The sequence below is a fragment of the Hymenobacter armeniacus genome, assembly GCF_014699055.1.
GTDB lineage: Bacteria > Bacteroidota > Bacteroidia > Cytophagales > Hymenobacteraceae > Hymenobacter > Hymenobacter armeniacus.
In genome coordinates, this window is the sequence record NZ_JACXAC010000001.1 from 715738 (window position 1) to 738472 (window position 22735).

The following is a 22735-nucleotide window of genomic DNA, read 5'->3' on the forward strand; positions in this document are numbered from 1 at the left end:
CGGCTTCATTCGTTATTGCCGCCGTGTCGAGTTCTTCCCGTATTGCCGTTTTGTTGCGCGTGGTGCTGCTGCCCCTGGGGCTGATTGGGGCCACAGTGGCCGGCCTGGGCAGCTATTTTGAGGCCAACGACGACATGGCGCTGGCCTGGCTATTTTCCGGGGTCATTGCGGCAAAGCCGGTGGCGTCGGTGCCGCTGTATTTTCACGGGTATGGGCACCTGCTGGCGGCGGCATATGCTGCGCTGCCTGCGCTCCCGTGGTTTGGCTTGCTGCTTGGATTGGGGCTGAGCGTGGCCACGGTGCTGGTGTTCGCCGTGCTCGACCACGTGCTGCGGGCGCGGTGGCGTGGCGTGGCCGGGGTGGGGGCGTTGGTGCTGTTTTTCGGGCTGGCCTGGCTGGAGCATTGGCTGTGGTTCAGCTACGTGCGGGTGGGGCTGCTGCTGGCCGGTGCGGGGGTGCTGTTTGCAGCCCAGCGGCCCGGGCGACGCGGCACCCTGGCCGTGGGGCTAGCGGTGCTGCTGGCGGCCTGGCTGATGCGGCCCAGCCTGGCCGTGATGGGGTTTGGAGCGGCCCTGCCCGCGGCGTGGTGGCTGGCCGGCAGCTGGCGCCGTGCCGCCCCCGTGTTGCTAGGCGGAGCCAGCATACTGGCGCTGGCCACGGCCGTAGCCGCCTTCCTGCAAACGCCTGAGCAAGCCCACACCCAGGCCCGCGACCGGTATTTCGCCCGCATTCTCGACTTCGACCAGCTGCAGCCGCGGCCCCGCTACACGGCCGACAGCCTCGGCACGTCCGCGGTCAGCCTGTGGCTGATGGGCGACTCCACCCTCGTCAACGAAGCCCTGTGCCAGCGGGCCTACCGCTTCGATGCCCGTAGCTTCTACGGCCGCGAGGTGCCGGCCAAGCTGCGCCTGCGCGCCGGCTTGCTGGTGCGCGACTATTTCCCCGTGCTGTTGGTCCTGGCGGCTACTGCACTGGCCGTGTGGCGCCAGCGGAAACGGCCTGTTGCGGTGGATTTCTGGCTGGTGCAGGCCGCTTATGTGGGGGCGCTGGTTTTCCTGGCCGGCGTGCTCAAGCTGCCGCCGCGGCTGGAGCTGCCCCTGCTCGATTTCTGGCTGCTGGCCAATTTGGTGTATGTGCTGCGGCCGGCCGCGGCCGGTAGCCGCGGCATGCCCGGCCCAGTGGCCGCCGAACGCACCTTTCCGCTTTGGCAGTTGCGGGGCGCAGCCTTGCTGGCTTGCGGCGCGGTGGCGCTCTACGGCGTCAAGACCTGGCACCGCCACCAGGTGCTGAGCGCCGAGCGCCGTCGTCACGAAGCCGCTCTGAGCGTGCTGCGGCACCGGGGCGCCGGGGCCGTGCGCATCGTGGCGGGCCCCAACGACTTCCTCAAAAGCCTCTCACCGTTTCGCGCCTACTCGGTGGGGCCGGGCCCCGTGCTGCTGCTCAGCGGCTGGCCCTCGCACGATGCCTCCCAGGCCCGCTTGCGCCGCGCCCTCAGCGGCACCGCCGACCAAACCGAATGCCTGCGCCGGCTGGCTCGCCTGCCCACCTACAGCGCGCCGCCCCGGGCCCTGTGGGTGCTCACGCCCGAAACCGCGCGCTGGCTCGCCCGGCGGTTCCGCTTCGATGGCGCCCCAATGCTGCTCTACCCCGAGGGCTCACCATTGGCCAACGACACGGCGCTGGCGGCGCGCGTCTACCACATTCAACCGTGGCCAGAACATTGATTTTTGGTTTGCAAAGGCTGGTTTGAGCCTTTTTTGCGGCCCTAATGCCATAATCTTATACCCGGCCCCCTACGGTTGGGGCAGACCTTTGTTGCGCGAAAAGCGTTTCTTTCACCACCCCCTCACGTTTTTCGCCTTTTCTTATGCAAACCTCCATTTCGATAACCCGCGGCGAAGTCCTTCAGCAGATGGAAGGCTACCTCAAGGAAAACATGAGCACCTTCCTCAAAAGCGTGGAAGACAGCTGGCAGCCCGCCGACTACCTGCCCGACTCGCGCCGCGACACGTTTTTTGACGAGGTGAAGGAGCTGCGCGAAAAAGCCAGCGGCCTGAGCTACGACCTGCTGGCCGTGCTCATCGGCGACACCATCACCGAGGAAGCCCTGCCCAACTACGAGGCCTGGTTCCACGAGCTCGACAACATCAACCGCGACCGTAACAACGGCTGGGCCGAGTGGATTCGGGGCTGGACGGCCGAGGAAAACCGCCACGGCGACCTCCTGAACCGCTATTTGTACCTGAGTGGCCGCGTCAACATGCGCGAGTTCGAGGTGAGCACCCAATACCTCATCAACGATGCCTTCGACCTGGGCACGGCCAACGACCCCTACCGCGCCTTCGTGTACACGAGCTACCAGGAGCAGGCCACCAACATCTCGCACCGCCGCGTGGGCCAGCTGGCCCGCAAGGCCGGCGACGACCAGCTCTCCAAAATCTGCGGCATGATTGCCGGCGACGAAACCCGCCACGCCCGCGTGTACAAGGCTTTTGTGAGCAAGATTTTCGAATTGGACCCCTCCGAAATGATGCTGGCCTTCGAGGACATGATGCGCAAGAAAATTGTGATGCCGGCCCACTACATGCGCGAAATGGGCGTGGAGATGGGCAAAACCTTCGGCCACTTCACCGACGCCGCCCAGCGCCTGGGCGTGTACACCAGCGCCGACTATACCGACATCCTCGACTCGCTCATCACGGATTGGAAGATTGAGCACATCGGCGGCCTGACCGGCGAAGCCGAAAAGGCCCGCGACTACATCATGGCCCTGCCCAACCGCCTGCGCCGCGTGGCCGACCGAATGCCCGTGCCCAAGCTGGAATACAAGTTTAAGTGGATTGATTAGGGCCTGCTTTATGTTGGGTGCTACCCCTGCGCCCCACCTGGTTCTGCCGGGTGGGGCGCTTTATTATGCGCTTCCGGCATATACAAATCAGGGAAATGTCAAGAGTGACCTTGGTTGCCCCGCAGCCTTGTGGTAGGCAATGCTAAATTCAATCTGTTGGAGCTGCGCAACGGTGTTTTCGAGTTAATCACGGATTTAACACAATGGCAGCTTCATGCCGAAATCCGAAAGCACGCACCTACCCGTAACTTGCCCGTATGAATGCGTGGCGGTTATTCATTGCTTATGTGGGGGTGTTGCTGCCTCTGCTGGGCCGCGCCCAGCCGGCCCCCGCCAACGGCTGGCAGCCCGACGCAGGCTTGGGCGGCTTGATGCTGCGCACGCTGGTGTCCACCGCCGAAGGCCTGCTGTGGGTGGGCACCGACGACGGCGTGTACCGCTACGATGGCACGCGCCTCGTGGCCCTCAACGCATTGCGGCGGGATGGAGCAGTGCTACCTGCCGTGCCGTGCAACCACCTGTTGCCGTTGCCCCAGGGCCAGCTGTGGCTGGGCACCGAAGCCGGCCTCTACCGCTTCGGCCCCACGGGCCGCCTGGAACCGCTGCCGCTGCCGGCGCCCGATGGCAGCAGCCACGCCATAGAAGCCGTGGTGCTGGCCCCCGGCGGCCGGCAAGTATGGGTGGCGCAGGCCCATAGCGGCCTGCGGGCCTACACCCTCGCGGGCCAGCCCATTGGTCCTTTGGTAAAAAATAGTGACGAACTGCAGGAGACGTGGCCCGCGCCGGATGGCAGTTTGTGGCTGGTCAGCCATGGCGTTACCCGGCAGCTAAGCGCCGGGGGGCAGGAACTGGGTAGATGGCACACGGCCCCGCAGGCGTGCCTGCGCCCCGCATACGACCCCCGGGGGCAGCCCTGGCTGCTCAGCACCGCCGCCGCGTACCGCGCCGGGCCCGGCGGCCGGCTCGACGAGCAGAGCCGCTGGGATGAGAGCCCGCCCGAACAGGGTGCGGCGATGGTGCGCAATGCCGCCGGGCCCACCGTGCTGCTGCAGCGGCAGGTGCTACAGCTCGAGTGGACCCCCGGGCCCGCGCCGCGGCTGCGGGCGCGGTTTGCCCTGCCGCTGCCGTTCCGGCCGCCCGCCGCGTGGCGCGGCCAACTGCAACCCGACCACGCCGGCCACTGGTGGGTGTTTGATATGGGCACCCACGGGTGTTGGCAATGGGCGGCGGCGGCGGCTTTTATTCATGCCCTGCCCGGGCCCGACGGCGCCCCCTACAGCGTACGGGCCAGCGTGCGCCTGCCCGATGGCCGCCTGCTGGTGAGCAGCTACGGCAAAGGTATTCTGACCCAGGCGGCGGACTCGCCGCTGGCGCCGTTGCGGCGCTGGAAGACGGCCACCCTGCCCGCCGGCAACGCGCCCGTGCTAATGGGCCTCGTGCCGGCCCCGCTCGGGCCCGGGGGCAGTTGGCTAGCCGCTGGGGTGTTTCCGCTGCTTCAGTTCAACCTGCGCACCGGGGCATTCAACCGCCTGCCCATGGCCGGCCAGCCGCAGCTAGAGCCCGGCGTGCGGGCCCTGGTGCGCGACGCGGCCACGCACCGGGTGTGGGCTGGCACCCCGCTGGGGTTATTGTATTACGATGCGGCCTCTCGGGCCTACCGGCCCTATCGGGCGCCCGGCCAACCTGCCACGGCCCCCCCGCCGCTGGCCGGGCGCCTCATCGAGGCCGTGTGTCCGGATGGGCAGGGCCACCTCTGGCTGGCTACGCCCGAAGGCGTGGAGCGCCTGACGCTGGCCACGGGCCACCGGGAATCCTTTGGCCCCCAGGCGCCCGCCGCCCGCCGCGTGGCCGTGGACGGAGCCCGCTGCCTGTATCTGGCCCCCGATGGCCGGCTGTGGGTGGGCACCCATGCCCATGGCTTGGCCGTAATTGACCCGGACGGCCGGGGGCGCATGGCCCTGTCGCAACACCAAGGGCTGCCCAATGCCCCGGTGGTCACCATCACGCCTAGCGCAGGAGGATACTTGTGGTTGGGTACCTACCAAGGACTGGTGCGCTACCAGCCCGCCAGCGGCCGGCTGGCCGTTTTTACTACGGCCCACGGGCTGGCCTCCAACGAATGCAACAGCCAGGCGGCATCCGTCGACCCCCGCGACGGCTCCCTGCTGGTGGGGGGCGTGGCCGGGCTGCACCGCGTGTACCCCGACCGGGTGCCCGGCACCTCGGCCGTGCCGCCGCGCCTGCTGCTCACTGGCTACACCACCCTGGCCACCGCGGCCGAAGCCAGCCGCCCCTACTACTTGCTGGCCGCCGACTCCTTGCCCGCGTTGCAGCTGGGCCCGGGCCTGCCGCTGGTCGATTTGCAACTGGCCCTGACCAACAGCCTCGACCCCGGCCAGGCCCGCTATGCTTACCGGTTGCGCGGCTGGCTGGCCGACCGCTGGCTGGGCCTGGGCACCACGCCGCAGCTGCGCCTGCAAGGGCTGCCCCCGGGCAACTACACCGTCGAAATCCGGGCCGAGAGCGGCCAGGGCGTCCGGGCCGCCAACATACTGCGCCTGCCCCTGACCGTGACGGCCGAGTGGTGGAACCGCCCCCTCACCTGGGTGCTGGCCGCCGTGGCCGCCAGCGCGGCCGTGTATGGCTGGCAGCGGGCCCGCCTGCGCCAGCTGCGCCGCGAAAACGACCTCCGGGCCCGGCTGGCGGCCGACCTGCACGACGAAGTGGGTTCGCTGCTCACCCGCGTGACCATGCAGGCGGAGCTGCTGCACGCCCTCGAACAAGGCCCGCCCGCCCGCCTCGCCACGCTGGTGGAGGACAGCCGCGCCGCCGCCAGCACCGTGCGGGACATCATCTGGAGCGTGGATGCCGGGGTTGACACCCTGGCCGCGCTGGTCGACCGCATGCGCGACCACCTCGACGCCACGGCCCGCGCCACCGGGCGCGAGCTGCTGCTCGACGAGAACCTCCCTACGGGGCCGGAGCAGCCGCTGCCGCCCACGCTGCGGCAGCACACCTACCTCATCTTCAAAGAAGCGGTGACCAATGCCCTGAAATATTCGGAACCGGGCACGCCCATCCGGGTCAGCCTGGGCTGCACGCCGCTGCTGGAGCTCCGCATCCGCAGCACGGGCGCGGGAACGGGCGCCCCGGGCCGGGCCGGGCAGGGCCTGCGCAACATGCGCCACCGCGCCGCCCTGCTGCGCGCCGAGCTGACCGTAGGCCCCGTGCCCGGCGGCTGGCAGGTGCGGCTGCGGCAGCGGCCGTAGGGGCGGCGTGCCCTGTATAAGCCGGAACGTCATGTCGAGCACAGCCGAGACATCTCGCGTGCAGCAGTAGCCCAATCGTTCAAATAGCTTGGTTACCGCCCCGCGCGCGATGCTTTAACTACGCTCAGCATGACGTGCGGGCTTGCAACGGGCTGTTTCTATAAATCGCCCTTGGCGGCGCGGCTGAGCAGCTCGCCGCGCGAATTCACCCGCAGCTTCTCGTAGAGGCGCTTCACGTAGGTGTGCACCGTGTCGGGCGAGAGGCTGAGGCGGGCGGCCACCTGCTTCTCGCTGAGGCCTTCCACCAGCCCTTGCAGCACCTGCTGCTCGCGCCCCGAGAGCAAGCCGGGCTGCTGGCTGGGAGCGGGCTGGAAGTGCTGCAGGGCCTTGCGGGCCACAGAAGGGGAGAGGGCCGCCCCGCCGTTGAGCACGTCGAGAATGGACTGCTTGTACTGGGGCAGGCTGGTGGCGTTTTTGATGACGTAGCCCGTGGCCCCGGCCCGCAGCGCCTGGAAGATGCGCGCGGGGTCGTCGTGCATGGTTTGGAGCACGATGTCGGTGGCGGGCAGGCGCTTTTTGAGCGCGGGCAGGGCCTGGAGGCCGCTTTGGCCGGGCAGGCTCACGTCGAGCAGAATGACGCGGGGCGGCAAGCTCACGTCGAGCTCGGCCCAGAGGGCTTCCATCGAATCGACCACGATGGGGCAGGTGAATTCGGGCTGGTAGCACAGGTATTCGCGCAGCAACTCGCGCACGCGGGCATCGTCTTCCACGATGGCCAGGCTGATGGGAAAGGCGGAGGCAGTCATAAGCCCCGCAAAGGTGCGGCCCGATAGGTTTTCTGCCCGGCCGGCCGTGTCCCCTGATTAGGGTACGGCGCTGGTGCGCGGCCCACCCGGCCCGGCCCAAACCTTTGCTGCTGCCGGCCCGGCCCCTTTCGCCCGGGGCCGGCCTGCCCGCAGCTGCCCTCCCAGGATGACGCCGACGACCTTTCCAAACGCAGGTGGCGACCGCCGAAAAGCCCACAGAGTAGGCACCGTATCTACAGTTCTTTTTACTTATGAGTCTGAAGTTCAACCTCAGTACGTTCACCAGCCTATTCCCCGACGCCACGGTCAGCAGCGACCACGTGATGTACGAGGTCGAAGACTCCAACTATCGGGTGTACAACCCCAGTCTGAGCGGCACCACGCTCACCATTAAAGTGGACCACATCCGCGGGGGCGCCACCGACGACCACGCCGTGCTCACCCTCGCCTTCGACGGCGGCACGGCCAGGCTGACCAACCTGCAGGCCTCCTGGACCACCGGCAACGACGGCTACCAAATCCCCGACGTGGTGGTGAAAGTGGTGGACGACACCGCCGAGCTGCTCGGGGCCATCGGGGCCATCGAAACGGCCGGCATCTCCGAGGAGGCGGCCCAGGTGGCTGTGGCGGCGTTCGACGGCTTTTGCAAGCTCTTCAACAAGCTCTCGCCCCTCATCGTGGGGCTGAGCGACGACGGCGGCCGGTTTTATACGATGGCCGTGGTGTGTCACACCGTGAACCGCGCGTGCAGCAGCATGAGTGTCAATTAATTCTTCCCCCGTTGTTTTTTATTCCCATGGCTCTCAGCTTCAACCCCACCACCTACGCCCAGCAGTTGGACGCGCAAAGCGGCATCACCCTCAAGAACACTGACAACGGCCAGAGCGGCTGGCTGCCCAAAGACTCGACCAGCCCGAGCACCAACAACCTGGTGCTGGAGTACGTGTACCAAAAGGACAGCAACGACGACAAAACCAACTACCGCACCTGGTACCCGGAAACCTCGCTCATGAAGGACGGCGCGGGGCTAATCGTGTCGGCGAAAATCGACCACATCCGCGGCGATTCGCTCGACGACCACATCATCCTGATTTGCGGCTTCAACGCCGCCGCCGAGCTGGTGGTGGCGCAAGCGTCGGTCCAGATTACCAAGGACTCGAAGTATAACCAGACTGTGCCGCCCCAAACCCTGGCCATGGCCCGCAACGACCCCGGCAACATCGACAACCTGGTGTACGACTTGCTGCACGCGGTGGACTTCCACGACTACGGCCGCAACACCATCGACACGGCCGTGAAATACAGCATCATCGCTATTCGCAAATCGGTGACGAAAGCCTGAGCCCGCCCGGAGCCGGCCCCCGGCAGCGGGAGGGCCCCCGGGAGCAGGCCCCGCGCCAATCGGCCGTGTCCCCTGAACAGGGGACACGGCCGATTGGCGCGGGCACCGGGCCAGCCGAAACTTTACGGCCTCAAACAATCCCCTTCGCTTTTGTTTATGAAAGGACTTTTACCCTGGCTGGCGGCCGCCGCCGCCGTGCTTCCCCTCGCCGCCCAGGCCCAGAACGTGGGCGTGGGCACCGCCACCCCCAACGCCAAGGCCGCCCTCGACATCACCTCCACCACCAAGGGCCTGCTCATTCCGCGCCTCACCCAGGCGCAGCGCCTTGCCATCAGCGCGCCGCCCGATGGCCTGATGATTTTCCAGACCGACAACACCGCCGGCTTCTGGTACGCCTTCGGGGGCAGCTGGGTGAACCTGCCGAGCGCCGGCGATAACCTGGGCAACCACACCGCCACCCAGGACCTGAAGCTGGCCGGCAACGACTTGCTGCTGGCGCCCGCTGCCGACGACAACAACAAGCTGGCCTACGACGCCACCACCGCCGGCGGCCCCGTGCTCACGGGCGCCACCGGCGGCGCGCTGGGCTTCCGCAGCGCGGGCGCCACCACCTCGGTGCTGAACTGGAACAATACCGGCACCGGCCGGGTGGGCATCGGGCTGGCCAGCGGCGTGAGCCCAAGCCGCGTGCTCGATGTGGGCGGCAACGTGCGCCTGCGCGGCCTCAGCACGGTCGGCTACGTCACCACCGACGCCAACGGCAACCTGAGCAGCGTGGCCGTTCCGGCCGAGCAAACCCTGGCCCTGAGCGGGCAGACACTCAGCATCAGCGGCGCCGGCGGCAACTCCGTGACCCTGCCCGGCGCGGCCGGCCCGGCCGGCGGCGACCTGGCCGGCACCTACCCCAACCCCACGGTGGCCGCCAACGCCATCACCAGCGCCAAGCTGGCCGATGACGCCGTCACCATTCCCAAGCTGGCCGCCACCGGCACGGCCAGCGCCACCACCTACCTGCGCGGCGACAACACCTGGGCCACGCCCGCCAGCAGCGGCTGGGACCTGAACGGCAACGCCATCACCGGCGGCAATTTCCTCGGCACCACCAACAACGAGGACCTCCTCTTTAAGCGCAACGGGACCGAGGCCTTCCGCGTGGCCGCCAACGGCCGCGTCACCCTCGGCGCCAATACCTACGCCGGCCTGTCGCTGATTCTGGGCTTCAACGCGGGCGTCAACTTCAACAGCCCGAGCGGCACCGTCGAGGGGGCCACTTTTCTGGGGGCCAAAGCGGGCGAGAAGAGCCTGGGGGGCGACAACACCTACGTCGGGTACCTGACGGGCACCAACAACACGACGGGGACCTACAACACGGTGGTGGGGTCCCAGGCCTTCGCCAACGGCCTGAACAGCAGCGGCTCCAGCAACGTTGCCATCGGCTACGACGCCCTTAGCAACGCCAGCCTCTTTACGGGCAGCAACAACGTGGTCATCGGGCCCGGGGCGGGCTACGACATGCGCACCAACAGCAGCAACATCGTGCTGGGCAGCAGCGCCAATGCCGCAAACGGCCTCTACGACGCCTACGTCATCGGCAACAACGCGTCCGTCACCCAAGGCAACTCGCTGGTCATCGGCGCCGCCGCCGGCAATAACGACGCCGTGAACGTAGGCATCGGCCTGTCGGCCCCCACCAGCACCCTGCAGGTGAAGGGGACTTTTGCCGTGGGCGTGCAAAACAACTACGGCGGCGGCACCAGCGGCAGCCCCAACGCCCTCGACCAGGGCTCGAACCAGCAAACCGACCTGAACGCCGGCTACTACGGTCTGGCCCCCGCCAGCACCAGCTTCCAGTACTTCCGCCTGCCCAACGCCAGCACCTGCGTGGGCCGGGTGTACTACCTGCGCAACAACAGCAGCTCGGTGGCGGCCATCCTTATCGTGAGCAGCGGCCAGCTCATCGACAGCGCCGCCAGCACCGGCACCCAGCAGTACACCCTCACCACCACGGGCTCGGCCAAAACGGTCATTGCCGTGTCGGACGGCCAGAATTGGACCATCATGCGGACGGGCAACTAAGGCGCAGAATTTCTCAACAGCTCATGCGAAAATTGCTAACTCTGCTGGCCGGCAGCCTGCTGCCCTTGCTGCCCGCCGCCGCCCAGGACCTCACCAACGCCAGCGGCGGCCTCACCGTGGAGGCCGGCGCCACGCTCTACGTGGGCACCGGCGGCCTCAGCAACCAAGCCGGCGCCACCCTCACCAACGCGGGCGCCCTGCGCGTCGAAGGCCCCCTCGTCAACGCCGGCACCCTCGGCCTGAGCACCGGCACCCTCGAAGTGCGCGACGACCTCACCAACACAGGCACCCTTGCGCCCGGCACCAGCGCCGTCACCTTCAGCGGACCCGACGACCAGCTGCTCACGCCCGGCGGCGCCACCCTTTACCAGGTGGTGGTGAACAAAACCACCGCTGGCACCAACACCCTGCGCCTCGCCGCCGACCTCACGGTCAGCAATGCCCTCACCCTCACCAGCGGCCTGGTGAACACCAAAAACGGCAGCACACTCAGCACCCTGCGCCTGCCCAACGGCGCCACCTTGGGCGGCGAAGCCCCCGGCCGCTACGTGCTGGGCAAGCTCGAAATCACCCGCAACGCCGTGGCCGGCAGCACGGCCGTTGATTTCGGCCTCGGCGCCGTGCTCAACCCCGCCGGCCAGAACCTGGGCACCGTCGTCGTCACCCGCCGGGCCGGCCTGCTCACGGCCGCCACCGCCGCCACCCCAGATGGCAGTTTCGGCCAAAACTTGGCCAACAGCAGCCTCAAGGGCATCGACCGCATCTGGACCGTGGTGCCCGCCACCCAGCCCAGCGCCGCCGTGCAGCTCACCCTGAGCTGGCCCGCCGACAACGACAACGGCCTCACCAACTTTGCCCAGGCCCGCGGCTGGCAGCAGGCCAGCGCCGGCCAGCCCTGGGCCCCCGTGGGCGCCGCCACCAACGCCAGCACCCGCAGCCTCGCCCTGAGCCCCACCGTCCTCAATCGCTTCACCGTCAGCAACGCCGCCAACCCCTTGCCCGTCACGCTCGTCGATTTTACGGCGCAAGCCGAGGGCCCGGCCGCCGTGCGCCTGCGCTGGGCCACCGCGTCGGAGCTGAATAACGTCGGCTTCACCGTGGAGCGCAGCCTCGATGGCCACGCGTTTGCCGCCATTGGCACGGTAGCGGGCGCGGGCAGCAGCACCGCCCGCCACGACTATTCGCTGCTGGATGGCCAGCTGCCCGTCGGCGCCCTGCACCTCTACTACCGCCTGCGCCAGCTGGATGCCGACGGCACCGCCAGCTACTCCACCGTGCGCACGGTGAATTTCGCCGGGCCGGTCCGACCTGATTTCGTACTCTACCCCAACCCGGCCCAGCGCGCCACCACGGCCGCCGGCCTCCCCGCCAACACCCTCGTGGAAGTGCTGGACGCCACCGGCCGCCGCGTGGCCCGCGCCCTCACGAATGCCACCGGCACCGCCCACCTCGCCCTGCCCGAACACCTGCCCACCGGCGTCTACGCGGTGCGCACCAGCACCGCCGCGCGCCGGCTGGTGGTGGAGTAAGAACGGCTCACTAAAAACAGAAAAAGGCCGCTTCCCAGAGCCGGGAAAGCGGCCTTTTCGCGCTCCGCCCCAACGGCCCTAAGCCGCAGCCGTAACCAACGAAGCCGCGGTTTTGGCGCTGGTGTGGGCCGCTTCCCAGCCTACCAGCGCCGCCTTGCGGTCGGCGCCCCAGCGGTACTGGCCCATCTCGCCAGTGCCGCGAATGACGCGGTGGCAGGGGATGAGGTAGCCCACGGGATTGGCCCCGATGGCGGTGCCGGCGGCGCGCACGGCTGCTCCGTTTTCGGCCGCGGCCGCCAGCTGCGAGTAGGTGCGCAATTCTCCTTCGGGAATGCGCAGCAACGACTCCCAGATTTTGAGTTGAAACGGCGTGCCTTTCAGGTGCAGGTGCAGCCGGTCGGCGGGCTGAAACGCGCGAGTAAAAAAACGCGCAACCGTTGCATGACTGTCGGCGGTGGTGGCCGCCAGCACGGCGTTTGGCCATTCCTGGCGAAGCTCGGCCACCGCCGCGGGCGCGTCGTCGGTAAATGCCAATTTGCAGATGCCTTTGGGCGTGGAAGCCACCAGGTAGGTGCCAAACGGGCATTCGCCGAAGCTGTACTGAATGACCAAGGCGGCCCCGCCGTGGCGGTATTCGCCGGGCGTCATGGCCTCCAGGGTCACGAACAAATCGTGCAGGCGGCCGGTGCTCGACAGGCCGGTTTCGTGGGCGGCTTCGGCCACGGAGGCCTGCTCGCGCAGCATGTGCTTGGCGTGGTCGAGGCTGAGGTATTGCAGAAATTTCTTGGGCGACACCCCGGCCCACTCCTGAAACTTGCGCTGGAAATGGAACGGGCTCCAATGAGCCCGCTCCGCTACTTCTTCCAGACTGGGTTGGGCTTGAAAATTGGCGCGCAAGTGGGCCAGCGCGGCGGCGATGCGTTGGTAGTCAGTCATGGCATAGAGGGTTCTGATTGACTACAAAATTCACGCCTATAGCCCGCGCCCGAAACCCGGTTCTTGCGCACTTTGGGCGTACTTACTTTTCGATTTTGACCCCTTTCCAGAACGCCACGCGGCCTTTGATTTCCTTGGCCGCGTCTTTGGGCTCGGGGTAGTACCAGGCCGCGTCCTTGTTTTTTTCGCCGTTCACGTTGAGGGAATAGTAGCTGGCGCGGCCTTTCCAGGGGCAGGTGGTTTGGGCAATGCTGTCCTCAAAAAACTCTTTTTTGATGGCGTCGGCAGGGAAATAGTGGTTGTTTTCAACCACGACGGTGTCGTCGCTTTCGGCCACGACCGTGTTGTTCCAGATGGCTTTCATGGGTGGGGTAGGCCCGCCGGGGGCCCGCAATGGGGGTGAGGGTGTAAAATAGACCAAGTGCCCGGCCGTAGCTTGGCCGTAGGAAATGAACATTGGCCGCGCCGTCGTTGTTTTCTGAGCCTATCCTGAAAGAAGAATATTATGGCCGTTGGCTTCCGCTTCCGCGATTTTGTGCCCGAAGACCAGCCCGAAAAGGGCTTCGAGTCGTTGTTTAAGCTGTTCATGCAGCTGGTTACCATCACCTCCGGCGACGTGGGCGAGGCGCTGTCCTGGCTCAACGAGCTCGACAAGCAGTACGGCCTCACCGACGACAATTACGGCATGGGCAATTTCATTGATGACCTCAAGAAAAAGGGTTACATCGATGAGAATGAGCAGGAAAAGGGCGAATTCAAGATTACGCCCAAAACCGAGCAGGGCATTCGCAAGAGTGCGCTGGAGGAGATTTTCGGCAAGCTGAAAAAGAGCAGCACAGGCAACCACCGCACGCCCCACACCGGCCAGGGCGACGAACAAAGCACCGACCTGCGCGAATTCCGCTTTGGCGACTCGCTGGAGCAGATTCAGATGTCCGAATCCATCCGCAACGCCCAGCTCAACCACGGCTTGAGCGGCGACGACTTCATGCTGACCGAGGGCGACCTGGAAGTGCGCGAAAACGAGCACAAGTCCCAGACCAGCACCGTGCTGATGATTGACATCTCGCACTCGATGATACTCTACGGCGAGGACCGCATCACGCCGGCCAAGAAGGTGGCCATGGCCCTGGCCGAGCTGGTGAAGCAGAAGTACCCCAAGGATTTCCTCGACGTCATCGTGTTCGGCAACGATGCCTGGCAGATTGAAATCAAGGACTTGCCCTACCTGCAGGTGGGGCCCTACCACACCAACACCGTGGCCGGCCTGGAGCTGGCCATGGACCTGCTGCGCAAGCGCAAGACGCCCAACAAGCAGATTTTCATGATTACCGACGGCAAGCCTACCTGCCTGAAAGAAGGCAACGGCTATTACAAAAACGCTTTCGGCCTCGACCGCAAAGTGGTGAACAAGACCCTGAACCTGGCTGCCGCCGCCCGCCGCGTCAAAATTCCCATTACCACGTTCATGATTACCTCCGACCCGTATCTGCAGAAGTTCGTGGAGGAATTTACGGAGGTGAACCAGGGCAAGGCGTATTATTCCGGCCTGAAAGGGCTGGGGCACCTGGTGTTCGAGGACTACAAAAAAAACCGGCGTAAGACGCTGTAATTTCCATTTTTTTCTGTCATGCTGACGAAGGAAGCATCTTATCACGGTTGCTTTTGTCAGCTCTCATAATGCAAACGGCGCGGACGTGATAAGGTCCTTCGCGCTGCTCAGGATGACAACTAAACCCCGTTCATGGCCAACGACCAGCTTCCAACCAACCATTTTGCCCACATCACCACCCTGGGCCAGCTGAAAAAGTCTGGCTACAAATCCCGCTCGGTGAAGGCCGAGTTGCGGGAAAACCTCATCCGCAAGCTGCGCGTGAAAGAGGACGTTTTCCCCGGCATCTTCGGCTACGACGAAACCGTGATTCCGGAACTGCAGCGCGCCATCCTGGCCGGGCACCACATCAACCTGCTGGGTTTGCGCGGCCAGGCCAAAACCCGCATTGCGCGCCTGCTCATCAACCTGCTCGATGACTACATGCCCGTGGTGGCCGGCTCGGAGCTGAACGACGACCCGCTGCAGCCGCTGTCGGTATTCGCCAAAAACCTCATTGCCGAGCACGGCGACGCCACGCCCGTGGCCTGGGTGCACCGCGACGAGCGCTACACCGAGAAGCTGGCCACGCCCGACGTGTCGGTGGCCGACCTCATCGGCGACGCCGACCCCATCAAAGCCGCCACGCTGAAACTGCCGTACTCCGACGAGCGGGTGATTCACTTCGGCCTGATTCCGCGGGCGCACCGCGGCATTTTCGTGATTAACGAATTGCCCGACTTGCAGGCGCGCATCCAGGTGTCACTGTTCAATATTTTGCAGGAAGGCGACATCCAGATTCGGGGCTTCAAGGTGCGGCTGCCGCTCGATATCCAGTTTGTCTTCACGGCCAACCCGGAGGACTACACCAACCGGGGCAGCATCGTGACGCCGCTCAAGGACCGGATTGACGCGCAGATTATCACGCACTACCCGAAATCCATCGAAATTGGCAAGCGCATCACCAAGCAGGAAGCCCGCATCAAAGACGAGCAGAAGGGCATGGTGACGAGCAACGAGGTCATCCACGACCTGGTGGAGCAGGTGGCCGTGGAGGCGCGCGGCTCCGAGTTCGTGGACGCCAAGTCGGGCGTGTCGGCCCGCCTCACCATCTCGGCCTACGAGCAGGTGATTGCGGGCGCCGAGCGCCGGGCGCTGGTGAACGGCGAAAGCAACACCTACGTGCGCCTGGGCGACTTCATTTCGGCCGTGCCCGCCGTGACGGGCAAGGTGGAACTGGTGTACGAGGGCGAGCAGGAAGGCGCGGGCATCGTGGCTGAGAAGCTGATGGGCAAGGCCATCCGCACGCTGTTCCTGAACTACTTCCCCGACCCCGACAAGAGCAAGAAGCTCAAGAACCGCCCTTCGCCCTACAAAACGGTGCAGGAGTGGTTCGGCAACGGCCATACGCTGGACTTGCTGCACGACGCCAGCACCGAGGACTACCGCAAGGCCCTCGACCAGGTGCCCGGCCTGCGCGACATCGTGACCGAGCTGCACCCCAACGAAACGCCCGAGCACACCTACTTCCTTATGGAATTCCTGCTCCACGGCCTGAGCGAGCATAGCCTGATTTCGCGCAACCGCCTCACCAGCGGCGCGCAGTTTAAGGACTTGCTGTCCTCGATGTTCACCATGCCCAGCTTTGGGGATGATGACGACGAGGACGAAGAGGAGGAGAAGCCGCGCCGCCGCCGGTAAACGGCACCGGCTGCTGTGAATGCAAAGCCCCGCTGTCGCCTTTGGGTGGCAGCGGGGCTTTTTTGTGGGCCAGGCAGCTTGCGCGCCGTCCACTGCGTACACCCCGCGACCAATTTCCTTCCCATGAAAAAAATCGCGCAAGTCACCCTGCTCTTTTGGATAATGAAGATTTGCGCGACCACGCTGGGCGAAACCGCCGGCGACCAGTTGGCCCAAACCATGAAGGTGGGCTATGGCACCAGCTCGCTGATTCTCATTGGGTTGTTTCTGGTGGTGCTGGCGGGGCAGCTGGCGGTGTCGCGCTACATTCCGGCGCTTTACTGGGCCACCATCCTAGCCACGAGCACGGCCGGCACCACCATATCCGACTACATGGACCGCACCCTGGGCCTGGGTTACGCCATGGGCTCGCTGCTGCTGGTGTCGCTGCTGGGGCTGATTCTGGGCTTGTGGTGGCTGCGCGAACGGTCGTTGTCGGTTACCGACATCCGGACGCGCACGGGGGAGGTATTTTACTGGGCGGCCATTCTGGTATCGAATACGCTGGGCACGGCGCTGGGCGACTTCTTGGCCGATGATTCCGGGTTGGGCTTCGGCGGTGGGGCCCTGCTGATTGGCAGCGCGCTGGCCGTGCTGGTGCTGGCATATTATTTCACCCCCGTGTCGCGCGTGTTGCTGTTCTGGCTGGCCTTTGTGCTCACGCGGCCGTTTGGGGCCACATTCGGCGACTTGCTCACCAAGCCCACCGAGAAGCAGGGGCTGGGCTTTGGCACGCAGGGCGCGTCGCTCATTCTGTTTGGGCTGCTGGTGGCGCTGGTGCTCTACGAAACCTTTCGGCGTAAGCCAACGGGCGCGGGCGACACGCTTGCTCCGATTCGCTAGGGTGGTTTCTCGTTTCGTGCTCTCGGCCGTCATTTAGCTACTGATTACGTACAGCCCCGAAAGTCCGCGCCATGTTCCCCCGTACTCAGTCCGCCCCTTCTTCCTTCGACGCCGACGAGCGCCTGCGCTGGGTCGAGCGCATTGCCCGGCTCATGGACAGCCAGTTCGCGCTGCCCGGCACCCGCTTCCGCTTCGGGCTCGACCCGCTGCTGGGCCTGCTGCCTATAGTCGGCGACTTATCGACCACCGTGGTGTCGGTGGCCTTGCTCCTGACCATGTTCCGGCACGGCGCCAGCGGGGCGCTGGTGGTGCGCATGGCCTTCAACATCCTGCTCGATACCGTAGTGGGCGGCATTCCCATCCTCGGCAACCTGTTCGACTTCGCTTATAAAAGCAACGAGCGCAACGTGGCCCTGCTGCGCGCCCACTACGCCGAAGGCCGGCACACCGGCAGCGGCAAGGGCCTGGTGCTGCTCCTGCTGCTTTTCCTGGCTGCGGTAGTGGCGCTGGTGGGGTGGGGCAGCTACGAGCTGCTGCGCTGGGGCTGGCATTTCTTCAATCAATAGCCACCTGCGGCTTAAAATGTCCTGTAAAAGCAAAAAAGGCTGACCCGAAAGGTCAGCCTTTTTTGTTGTCAGAAGAGCGAAGGCTTGTTGGCGTTACTGCCAGGTATCGTTGCGCACTTGGCTGGTGCCGGTGGGCGTGAACACGCGGTTCGAGCCGCCTTCGTAGAGCACGTTGCCGGCCGCGTCCTTGCGGATGTATTTAAACTGCACGCTCGTGCCGCTGGTCAGGTTGATGGTGCCGCTCCACTTGGGGTAGGCCGCGCCGCTGAGCTTGATGGCATTGGCCGTGTTCCAGGCGCCGAGTTGGGCGGTGCTGCCCAGCACGTACACGTCCTGGCCGGTCACGGTGTTGCTGTAGGTCACGTTGAACTGCACGGCCGTGGTGCCGGTGGCGGGCGGCGTGGTGGTGCCGCCGGGCACCCACACGGCGTAGGAGCGGGCCCCCACCGGGAACACGGCGTAGCCGCTGGCGTTGGTGGTGATGCTGCCCGCGTTGTTGCCGGTGGCGTCGGTGAGGGTGGCGTTGGCGAAGGGCGTGGTGATGCCCTTGCTGGCGGCCGTGCTGCCGTCGTTCAGCAGCAGGAGCAGGCCTTTGTGGGTGGCGTCGCCGGCGCGGGAGTAGGCATACACGTTGGCGTCGTTCACGCTGGTGTATTCGTTGGCCGCGCCGTAGGCGTTGGCCTTGCGAATGGCGATGAGCTTCTTAATCTGCGCGCCCAGGCCGTATTCGTAAAAGTCGCGGTAAAACACGCAGGGGTAGCCTTTTTCGCGGGTCAGGATGTAGGCGTAGGCCAGCATCTTCAGGTTCACCACCGGCGAGTAGAGTGCGCCGCCCTGCTGGTCGGTGTCGTGGTTGTCGACGAACGACACCGACAGCGGCCCGTTGGCCTCGGTGAAGCCCGCAAACTGCAGGCCGCGCATGTCCCAGGCGCCGTTGCCGTTGCTCATGTCCTGAAACGTGTAGTGCAGCGGCACGTCGAAGAGGCTGGTGCGGCCCCCGGTGGCGGCGGCGTAGTTGTTCAGGTCCGTGAGGTTGCGGAACCAGGCCTCGCTCACGGCAAAGCGGCCGCTGGTGCCCTTCACCGCGTCCAGCCACTGGTTCAGGAAAGGCGTGTAGATGTGTTTGGTGGCGTCGAGGCGGTAGCCATCCAGCCCAAGCTTGGTCGTAATCCAATTGCCCCAGCTGATGGTTTCGTTCACGTTGGCCGTGTTGCCGTTGTATTGGATTTCCGAGCCGAGCAGGTTGTCGTAGGCGTCGCCGTTGGCGTAGGGCTGGAAGTCGTAGGCCTTCCACTGGTACCAGCCGTTGTTGGGCGCCTGCTGTGTGGCCGTGAAGTTGCCCCAGTGCCACTGGTAGCTGCTGTAGGTGTTGCCCCGGCCGGGGTAGGTGAAGCTCGTGTACACGTTGTACTGGCCGTTGGCCAGCTCCTGCGCATCGGCCGAGGTGAAGTGGTTCATCACCATGTCCTCATACACCTGCACGCCCTGCCCGTGCAGCGCCCCAATGGCGCTTTGCAGCTGGGCCAGCGTGCCGTAGCGCGTGGCCACGGTGCCTTTCTGGTTGAACTCGCCCAGGTCGTAGCGGTCATACACGCCGTAGCCCACGTCGAGGGCGCCCGAGCCTTTGTAGGCCGGCGGCAGCCACACGGCCGTGATGCCGGCCTGGCCGAGCTCGGTGGCTTTGCTGCCCAGGTTTTGCCACCAGGTGCCGGCGGGGGTGGTGGTGGGCACGTCCCAGTAGAAGCCCTGCATCATCACGCCGTTGGCCACGGTGGCGTTGGCGGTGGTGGGGGCCACGGCTACGGGCAGGCCCGCGTTGGGCTGGGTGGCCTCCTTGGCGCAGCCGGCTAGCAGCAGGCTGGCAGCGAACGAAAAACGGGTGACCCCGCGCAAAAAGTTTGTCATAAAGTGGTGGGAATGGTGAATGTTGGCCTCCAAGGTAGAGCGCCACTCCCAAGCCACTGACGTGCAGAATTCTGGCTTTTTAGAAATTAATAAAAGTCAGTGCAAACGATTGCATCATTGCCAGTTTTCATCTGGCTGAGATATTCGTAATTGCAATTTTTGTAAAAACCTCCGCAAAATATTTTCTGTATGCCAAGCATTGGTGCGAAACGGCTGCAGAAATTGTGTTTTTATTGCTAGAAGAAATTGCACGCTGTTTTTTCGCCTGCTGTTGTCGGCATCATTGCGCTGCTGCTCAAGCGGGCGCTCAGCGCGCCGCTTCCACGCGGCCTTGGCCCAGCCAACGCACCACCGGGTAGCGGTTGTGGCCCGGCTCGTGAAAGGCCGAGTTCAAGTACACCCATTCGAGCTGGGCAGGGCCGTTGGCAGCAAAGGCGGGGTTGTCCTTTTTGAGCTTTTCCAGCCGGTCGCGCAGCGGGGCGTCGCGGCGCAGCAGGTCGGCGGCCAGGTCCTCGAACACGTAGTCGGAGAAATGCTCCTTTTGCTGCAGCACGCTGTCGAAGAAGCCCCAGGCAAAGAACGAGTCGGTGGCCTGCGGCTCCAGGGTTTCCATCAAGTAGCGAATGGGGGCCGCGTTGTTGAGGTACACCACAAAGTCGCCGGGCTGGAAGCTGGCGGTTTCACGCACCGTGCGCAGCCGCACCTGGCTGTGCACGTAGTGGCCCTCGAAGGGCTTGGAAGTGGTTTTAAAATCTTCGAAATAATAGGTTTCAACCGGCACCGTCACCTCGGTGGCCAGCGGCTCCAGCGTGGCCCCGTTGCGGCGCAAAAGCTCCACCACTTCGGCCCAGGCTCTGGGAATGAGGTAGGCGGTGGGCCGGGTGGCCGATACCGTTGGCAAAAAAGTGTTGAAGTACTTCACCGGCCGGATGAAGGGCGCGGCGCGGTCGTAGTAGAGGCGGGGCTGGCCGCTCACTTCGCTGGGCTTCGTATTGCCCTCGTAGCCGCGAAACTGCACCGTTTCGTATTGGCTGTCGTCCAGCTCCCAGCCCAGAGGAAACCGGGTTTGGGCCGCCATGTCGGCGGCGGCCTGGGCGCGGGCTGCCGCCAGCGCGGGCGCCTGCTGCCCCACGGTTTCGAGCATGGTTTTCAGGAAGTCATAGGTCGAATGCACGCGGGGCGCGAAGGCCTTGAGCATGTGCGTCTCGGGCATGAAGCCAATGGTGTTGAACAGGGCCGCGTAGCCCGTCGAGTACCGGGGCGTTTCCAGAAATGCCTGCAAGCCACTTTCCGGGGTTTTGCCCTCAAAGTCCACGTAGGGCGTCATGGGCCACTTCTTTTGCTCCATGCCCTTGTAGAGAGCCGGCAGCAGCTGGCCCTGCAGGTAGGTGCCCAGCGCCGGCGCCAGCTTGCTGTGCTGGGTGGCAATGAGCGTCATGGTGTACTGGTAGTCGGCGCCGTTGGAGGTGTGGGTTTCCACAAACACATCGGGCTGCCATTTCTGAAACAGGGCCGCAAACGAGCGGGCGTTGCGCGATTCCTGCTTGATGTAGTCGCGGTTCAAGTCCAGGTGCCGGGCGTTGCCGCGGAAGCCGTATTCGGCCGGGCCGTTCTGGTTCACGCGGGTGGTGGCGTTGCGGTTCAGCATGCCGTCGATGTTGTACACGGGCACGATGACCACCGTCACGTTGCCCAACAGCTTCTGCAGGTTTTTCTGCTGCATCAGGTCGCGGGCCAGCATCATGCTGGCGTCGATGCCCTCGGGCTCGCCGGGGTGGATGCCGTTCTGGATGAACAGAATGCGCCGGTTTTTGCGGCGCGTGCTGGCCGGGTCGGCGTCGCCGTCGGGGCTGAGCACCACCTCGTGCAAGGGCAAGCCGGCGTCGGTGGGGCCGGCCTCGGCCAGGTGCAGGTGCTGCGGGTAGGCGGCGGCCAGCTTCTGGTAGTAGCCGATGCACTCCGCATAGGTGGCCGTGGTGTTGCCGGCGGGGTCGTTTTCGAAGGGCGTGCGCCACGCGGCGGCCGGCGGAGTGGGGGAAAGGGTCATCAGCGAAGCAAGAAGGAGAGCAAACATGGCCGCAAATTCACTCCAAAACCCGAACCACGCCCTACGCGCGCCGTACCTTTGGCCGCATCACCCATTTGCTGCTTCATGTCCGACGCCCCCGCTCGCCCCCTGATTCTGGTTTCCAACGACGACGGCATTACCGCCCCCGGCATTCGCCACCTCGTCGAGATTGTGCAGGCGCTGGGCGCCGAAGTAGTGGTGGTGGCCCCCGACGCCCCGCAGTCGGGCATGGGGCACGCCATCACCATCGGCCACGCCCTGCGCCTCACCAAAAATCCGGTCTTCGGACCCGACGTGGAGGCCTACGAGTGCTCCGGTACCCCGGCCGACTGCGTGAAAATCGCCAAACATTACGTGCTAAAGGACCGCACGCCCGACCTCGTGGTGTCCGGCATCAACCACGGCTCCAACGCTTCCGTGAACGTGCTGTATTCGGGCACCATGTCGGCGGCCATTGAAGCGGCCATTGAGGGCCTGCCCGCCGTGGGCTTTTCGCTGTGCGAATACGGCCCCAACGCCGACTTTTCGCACGTGGCCGAGTGGGTGAGCCAGGTGTGCCGCCACGCCCTCACGCACGGCATTCCCACCGGCACGGCCCTGAACGTGAATATTCCCAAGAACTCCGACACGCCCATTGCCGGCCTGCGCCTGGCCCGGCAGGCCCGCGCCAAGTGGCAGGAGGAGTTCGACCGCCGCCTCGACCCTTACCAGCGGCCCTATTACTGGCTCATCGGCTCGTTCGTCAACCTCGACCACGGCACCGACACCGACGAGTGGGCGCTGGCGCACAACTACGTGTCGGTGGTGCCGTGCCAGTTCGACCTCACCGCCGCCCACGGCCTGGCCCACCTCAGCCAGCAGTGGCAGCTGCCGCTGCCCATGGCCACCGAGGACGCCTCGGCACCCCAGCCCATTGCGGCCCAGGACTACGGAGTGGCCGCGCCGGAGTAGCCACGGGTAGTCCGCTCGGGGCCGTCAGGAGCCGGCGTGGTGGCGGGCAAGGCGCTTCGGGGCCGGCAGGGGCCGCACCAGCTTGGTGGGCATGGGCACGTGGGCCGCTTTGCGCACCACCACGGGGTGGGCGGTGGCCGTAGTTGCGGTGCCGGCACCCAGCCGATGCACGGCCACCAGCTCGACGGTCACGGCGATGGCGACGACGAGCAACAGGCCCGAAATCAGTAGTTTCAGCAGAATTTGCACGGGGAATTCCATAACT

Annotated in this window: 18 protein-coding genes; 12 read left to right on the plus strand and 6 right to left on the minus strand. The window is 65.4% G+C overall.

Annotated elements, in window-relative coordinates; translation table 11 throughout:
- Window positions 1–23: 23 nt before the first annotated feature.
- The 3 genes from IC234_RS03170 to IC234_RS03180 all read left to right on the plus strand — a co-directional run bounded on the left by IC234_RS03170 (window position 24) and on the right by IC234_RS03180 (window position 6117).
- Window positions 24–1724 (plus strand): hypothetical protein, encoded by a 1701-nt coding sequence (locus tag IC234_RS03170; RefSeq protein ID WP_190922372.1) that lies wholly within the window; start codon window positions 24–26, stop codon window positions 1722–1724.
- 143 nt (window positions 1725–1867) lie between these two features.
- Entirely contained in the window at window positions 1868–2848 is a 981-nt protein-coding gene (locus tag IC234_RS03175) for an acyl-ACP desaturase (protein ID WP_190922373.1), read from the plus strand.
- A 296-nt stretch (window positions 2849–3144) separates the two neighbouring features.
- On the plus strand, window positions 3145–6117 hold the full coding sequence (locus IC234_RS03180; protein ID WP_223827437.1) for a sensor histidine kinase: 2973 nt from the start codon (window positions 3145–3147) through the stop codon (window positions 6115–6117).
- 158 nt (window positions 6118–6275) lie between these two features.
- Here the strand turns inward: IC234_RS03180 and IC234_RS03185 are convergent, their stop codons facing one another.
- Window positions 6276–6923 carry a response regulator transcription factor gene (locus tag IC234_RS03185; RefSeq protein ID WP_190922375.1) on the minus strand — a complete coding sequence of 216 codons (648 nt, stop codon included), beginning with the start codon at window positions 6921–6923 and terminating at the stop codon, window positions 6276–6278.
- Window positions 6924–7174: 251 nt separating this feature from the next.
- Between IC234_RS03185 and IC234_RS03190 the strand changes: the two genes are divergently transcribed.
- The 4 genes from IC234_RS03190 to IC234_RS22035 all read left to right on the plus strand — a co-directional run bounded on the left by IC234_RS03190 (window position 7175) and on the right by IC234_RS22035 (window position 11870).
- Window positions 7175–7693, plus strand: coding sequence for a hypothetical protein (locus tag IC234_RS03190; protein ID WP_190922376.1), 519 nt, complete (start codon window positions 7175–7177; stop codon window positions 7691–7693).
- A 26-nt stretch (window positions 7694–7719) separates the two neighbouring features.
- The gene (locus IC234_RS03195) at window positions 7720–8265 is read left to right on the plus strand and encodes a hypothetical protein (protein ID WP_190922377.1); all 546 of its coding nucleotides are present in this window, start codon (window positions 7720–7722) and stop codon (window positions 8263–8265) included.
- 156 nt (window positions 8266–8421) lie between these two features.
- Entirely contained in the window at window positions 8422–10341 is a 1920-nt protein-coding gene (locus IC234_RS03200; protein WP_190922378.1) for a beta strand repeat-containing protein, read from the plus strand.
- A gap of 23 nt (window positions 10342–10364) precedes the next feature.
- On the plus strand, window positions 10365–11870 hold the full coding sequence (locus tag IC234_RS22035; protein WP_190922379.1) for a T9SS type A sorting domain-containing protein: 1506 nt from the start codon (window positions 10365–10367) through the stop codon (window positions 11868–11870).
- A gap of 78 nt (window positions 11871–11948) precedes the next feature.
- Here the strand turns inward: IC234_RS22035 and IC234_RS03210 are convergent, their stop codons facing one another.
- Window positions 11949–12806, minus strand: a complete 858-nt coding sequence (locus tag IC234_RS03210) for a bifunctional transcriptional activator/DNA repair enzyme AdaA (RefSeq protein ID WP_190922380.1) — start codon at window positions 12804–12806, stop codon at window positions 11949–11951.
- Window positions 12807–12888: 82 nt separating this feature from the next.
- On the minus strand, window positions 12889–13170 hold the full coding sequence (locus tag IC234_RS03215; protein ID WP_190922381.1) for a DUF427 domain-containing protein: 282 nt from the start codon (window positions 13168–13170) through the stop codon (window positions 12889–12891).
- A gap of 141 nt (window positions 13171–13311) precedes the next feature.
- Between IC234_RS03215 and IC234_RS03220 the strand changes: the two genes are divergently transcribed.
- The 4 genes from IC234_RS03220 to IC234_RS03235 all read left to right on the plus strand — a co-directional run bounded on the left by IC234_RS03220 (window position 13312) and on the right by IC234_RS03235 (window position 17546).
- Entirely contained in the window at window positions 13312–14418 is a 1107-nt protein-coding gene (locus IC234_RS03220) for a vWA domain-containing protein (RefSeq protein ID WP_190922382.1), read from the plus strand.
- A gap of 132 nt (window positions 14419–14550) precedes the next feature.
- On the plus strand, window positions 14551–16098 hold the full coding sequence (locus IC234_RS03225; RefSeq protein ID WP_190922383.1) for a sigma 54-interacting transcriptional regulator: 1548 nt from the start codon (window positions 14551–14553) through the stop codon (window positions 16096–16098).
- Window positions 16099–16221: 123 nt separating this feature from the next.
- A complete protein-coding gene (locus IC234_RS03230; RefSeq protein WP_190922384.1) occupies window positions 16222–16980 on the plus strand; it encodes a COG4705 family protein in 759 nt (252 codons plus the stop codon).
- A 71-nt stretch (window positions 16981–17051) separates the two neighbouring features.
- Window positions 17052–17546, plus strand: a complete 495-nt coding sequence (locus IC234_RS03235) for a DUF4112 domain-containing protein (protein ID WP_190922385.1) — start codon at window positions 17052–17054, stop codon at window positions 17544–17546.
- 93 nt (window positions 17547–17639) lie between these two features.
- Here the strand turns inward: IC234_RS03235 and IC234_RS03240 are convergent, their stop codons facing one another.
- Together IC234_RS03240 and IC234_RS03245 are read right to left on the minus strand one after the other, a co-directional pair.
- Complete coding sequence (locus tag IC234_RS03240) at window positions 17640–19451, minus strand: alpha-amylase domain-containing protein (protein WP_190922386.1); 1812 nt, start codon at window positions 19449–19451, stop codon at window positions 17640–17642.
- 307 nt (window positions 19452–19758) lie between these two features.
- A complete protein-coding gene (locus tag IC234_RS03245) occupies window positions 19759–21498 on the minus strand; it encodes a M14 family metallopeptidase (RefSeq protein WP_223827438.1) in 1740 nt (579 codons plus the stop codon).
- 105 nt (window positions 21499–21603) lie between these two features.
- On the opposite strand from IC234_RS03245, the gene surE reads away from it, so the two are divergent.
- The gene (gene surE / locus IC234_RS03250; RefSeq protein ID WP_190922388.1) at window positions 21604–22470 is read left to right on the plus strand and encodes a 5'/3'-nucleotidase SurE; all 867 of its coding nucleotides are present in this window, start codon (window positions 21604–21606) and stop codon (window positions 22468–22470) included.
- A gap of 24 nt (window positions 22471–22494) precedes the next feature.
- On the opposite strand, the gene IC234_RS03255 is transcribed toward surE, so the two are convergent.
- Window positions 22495–22731: a hypothetical protein gene (locus IC234_RS03255; RefSeq protein WP_190922389.1), complete on the minus strand. Its 237-nt coding sequence runs from the start codon at window positions 22729–22731 to the stop codon at window positions 22495–22497.
- Window positions 22732–22735 lie beyond the last annotated feature (4 nt).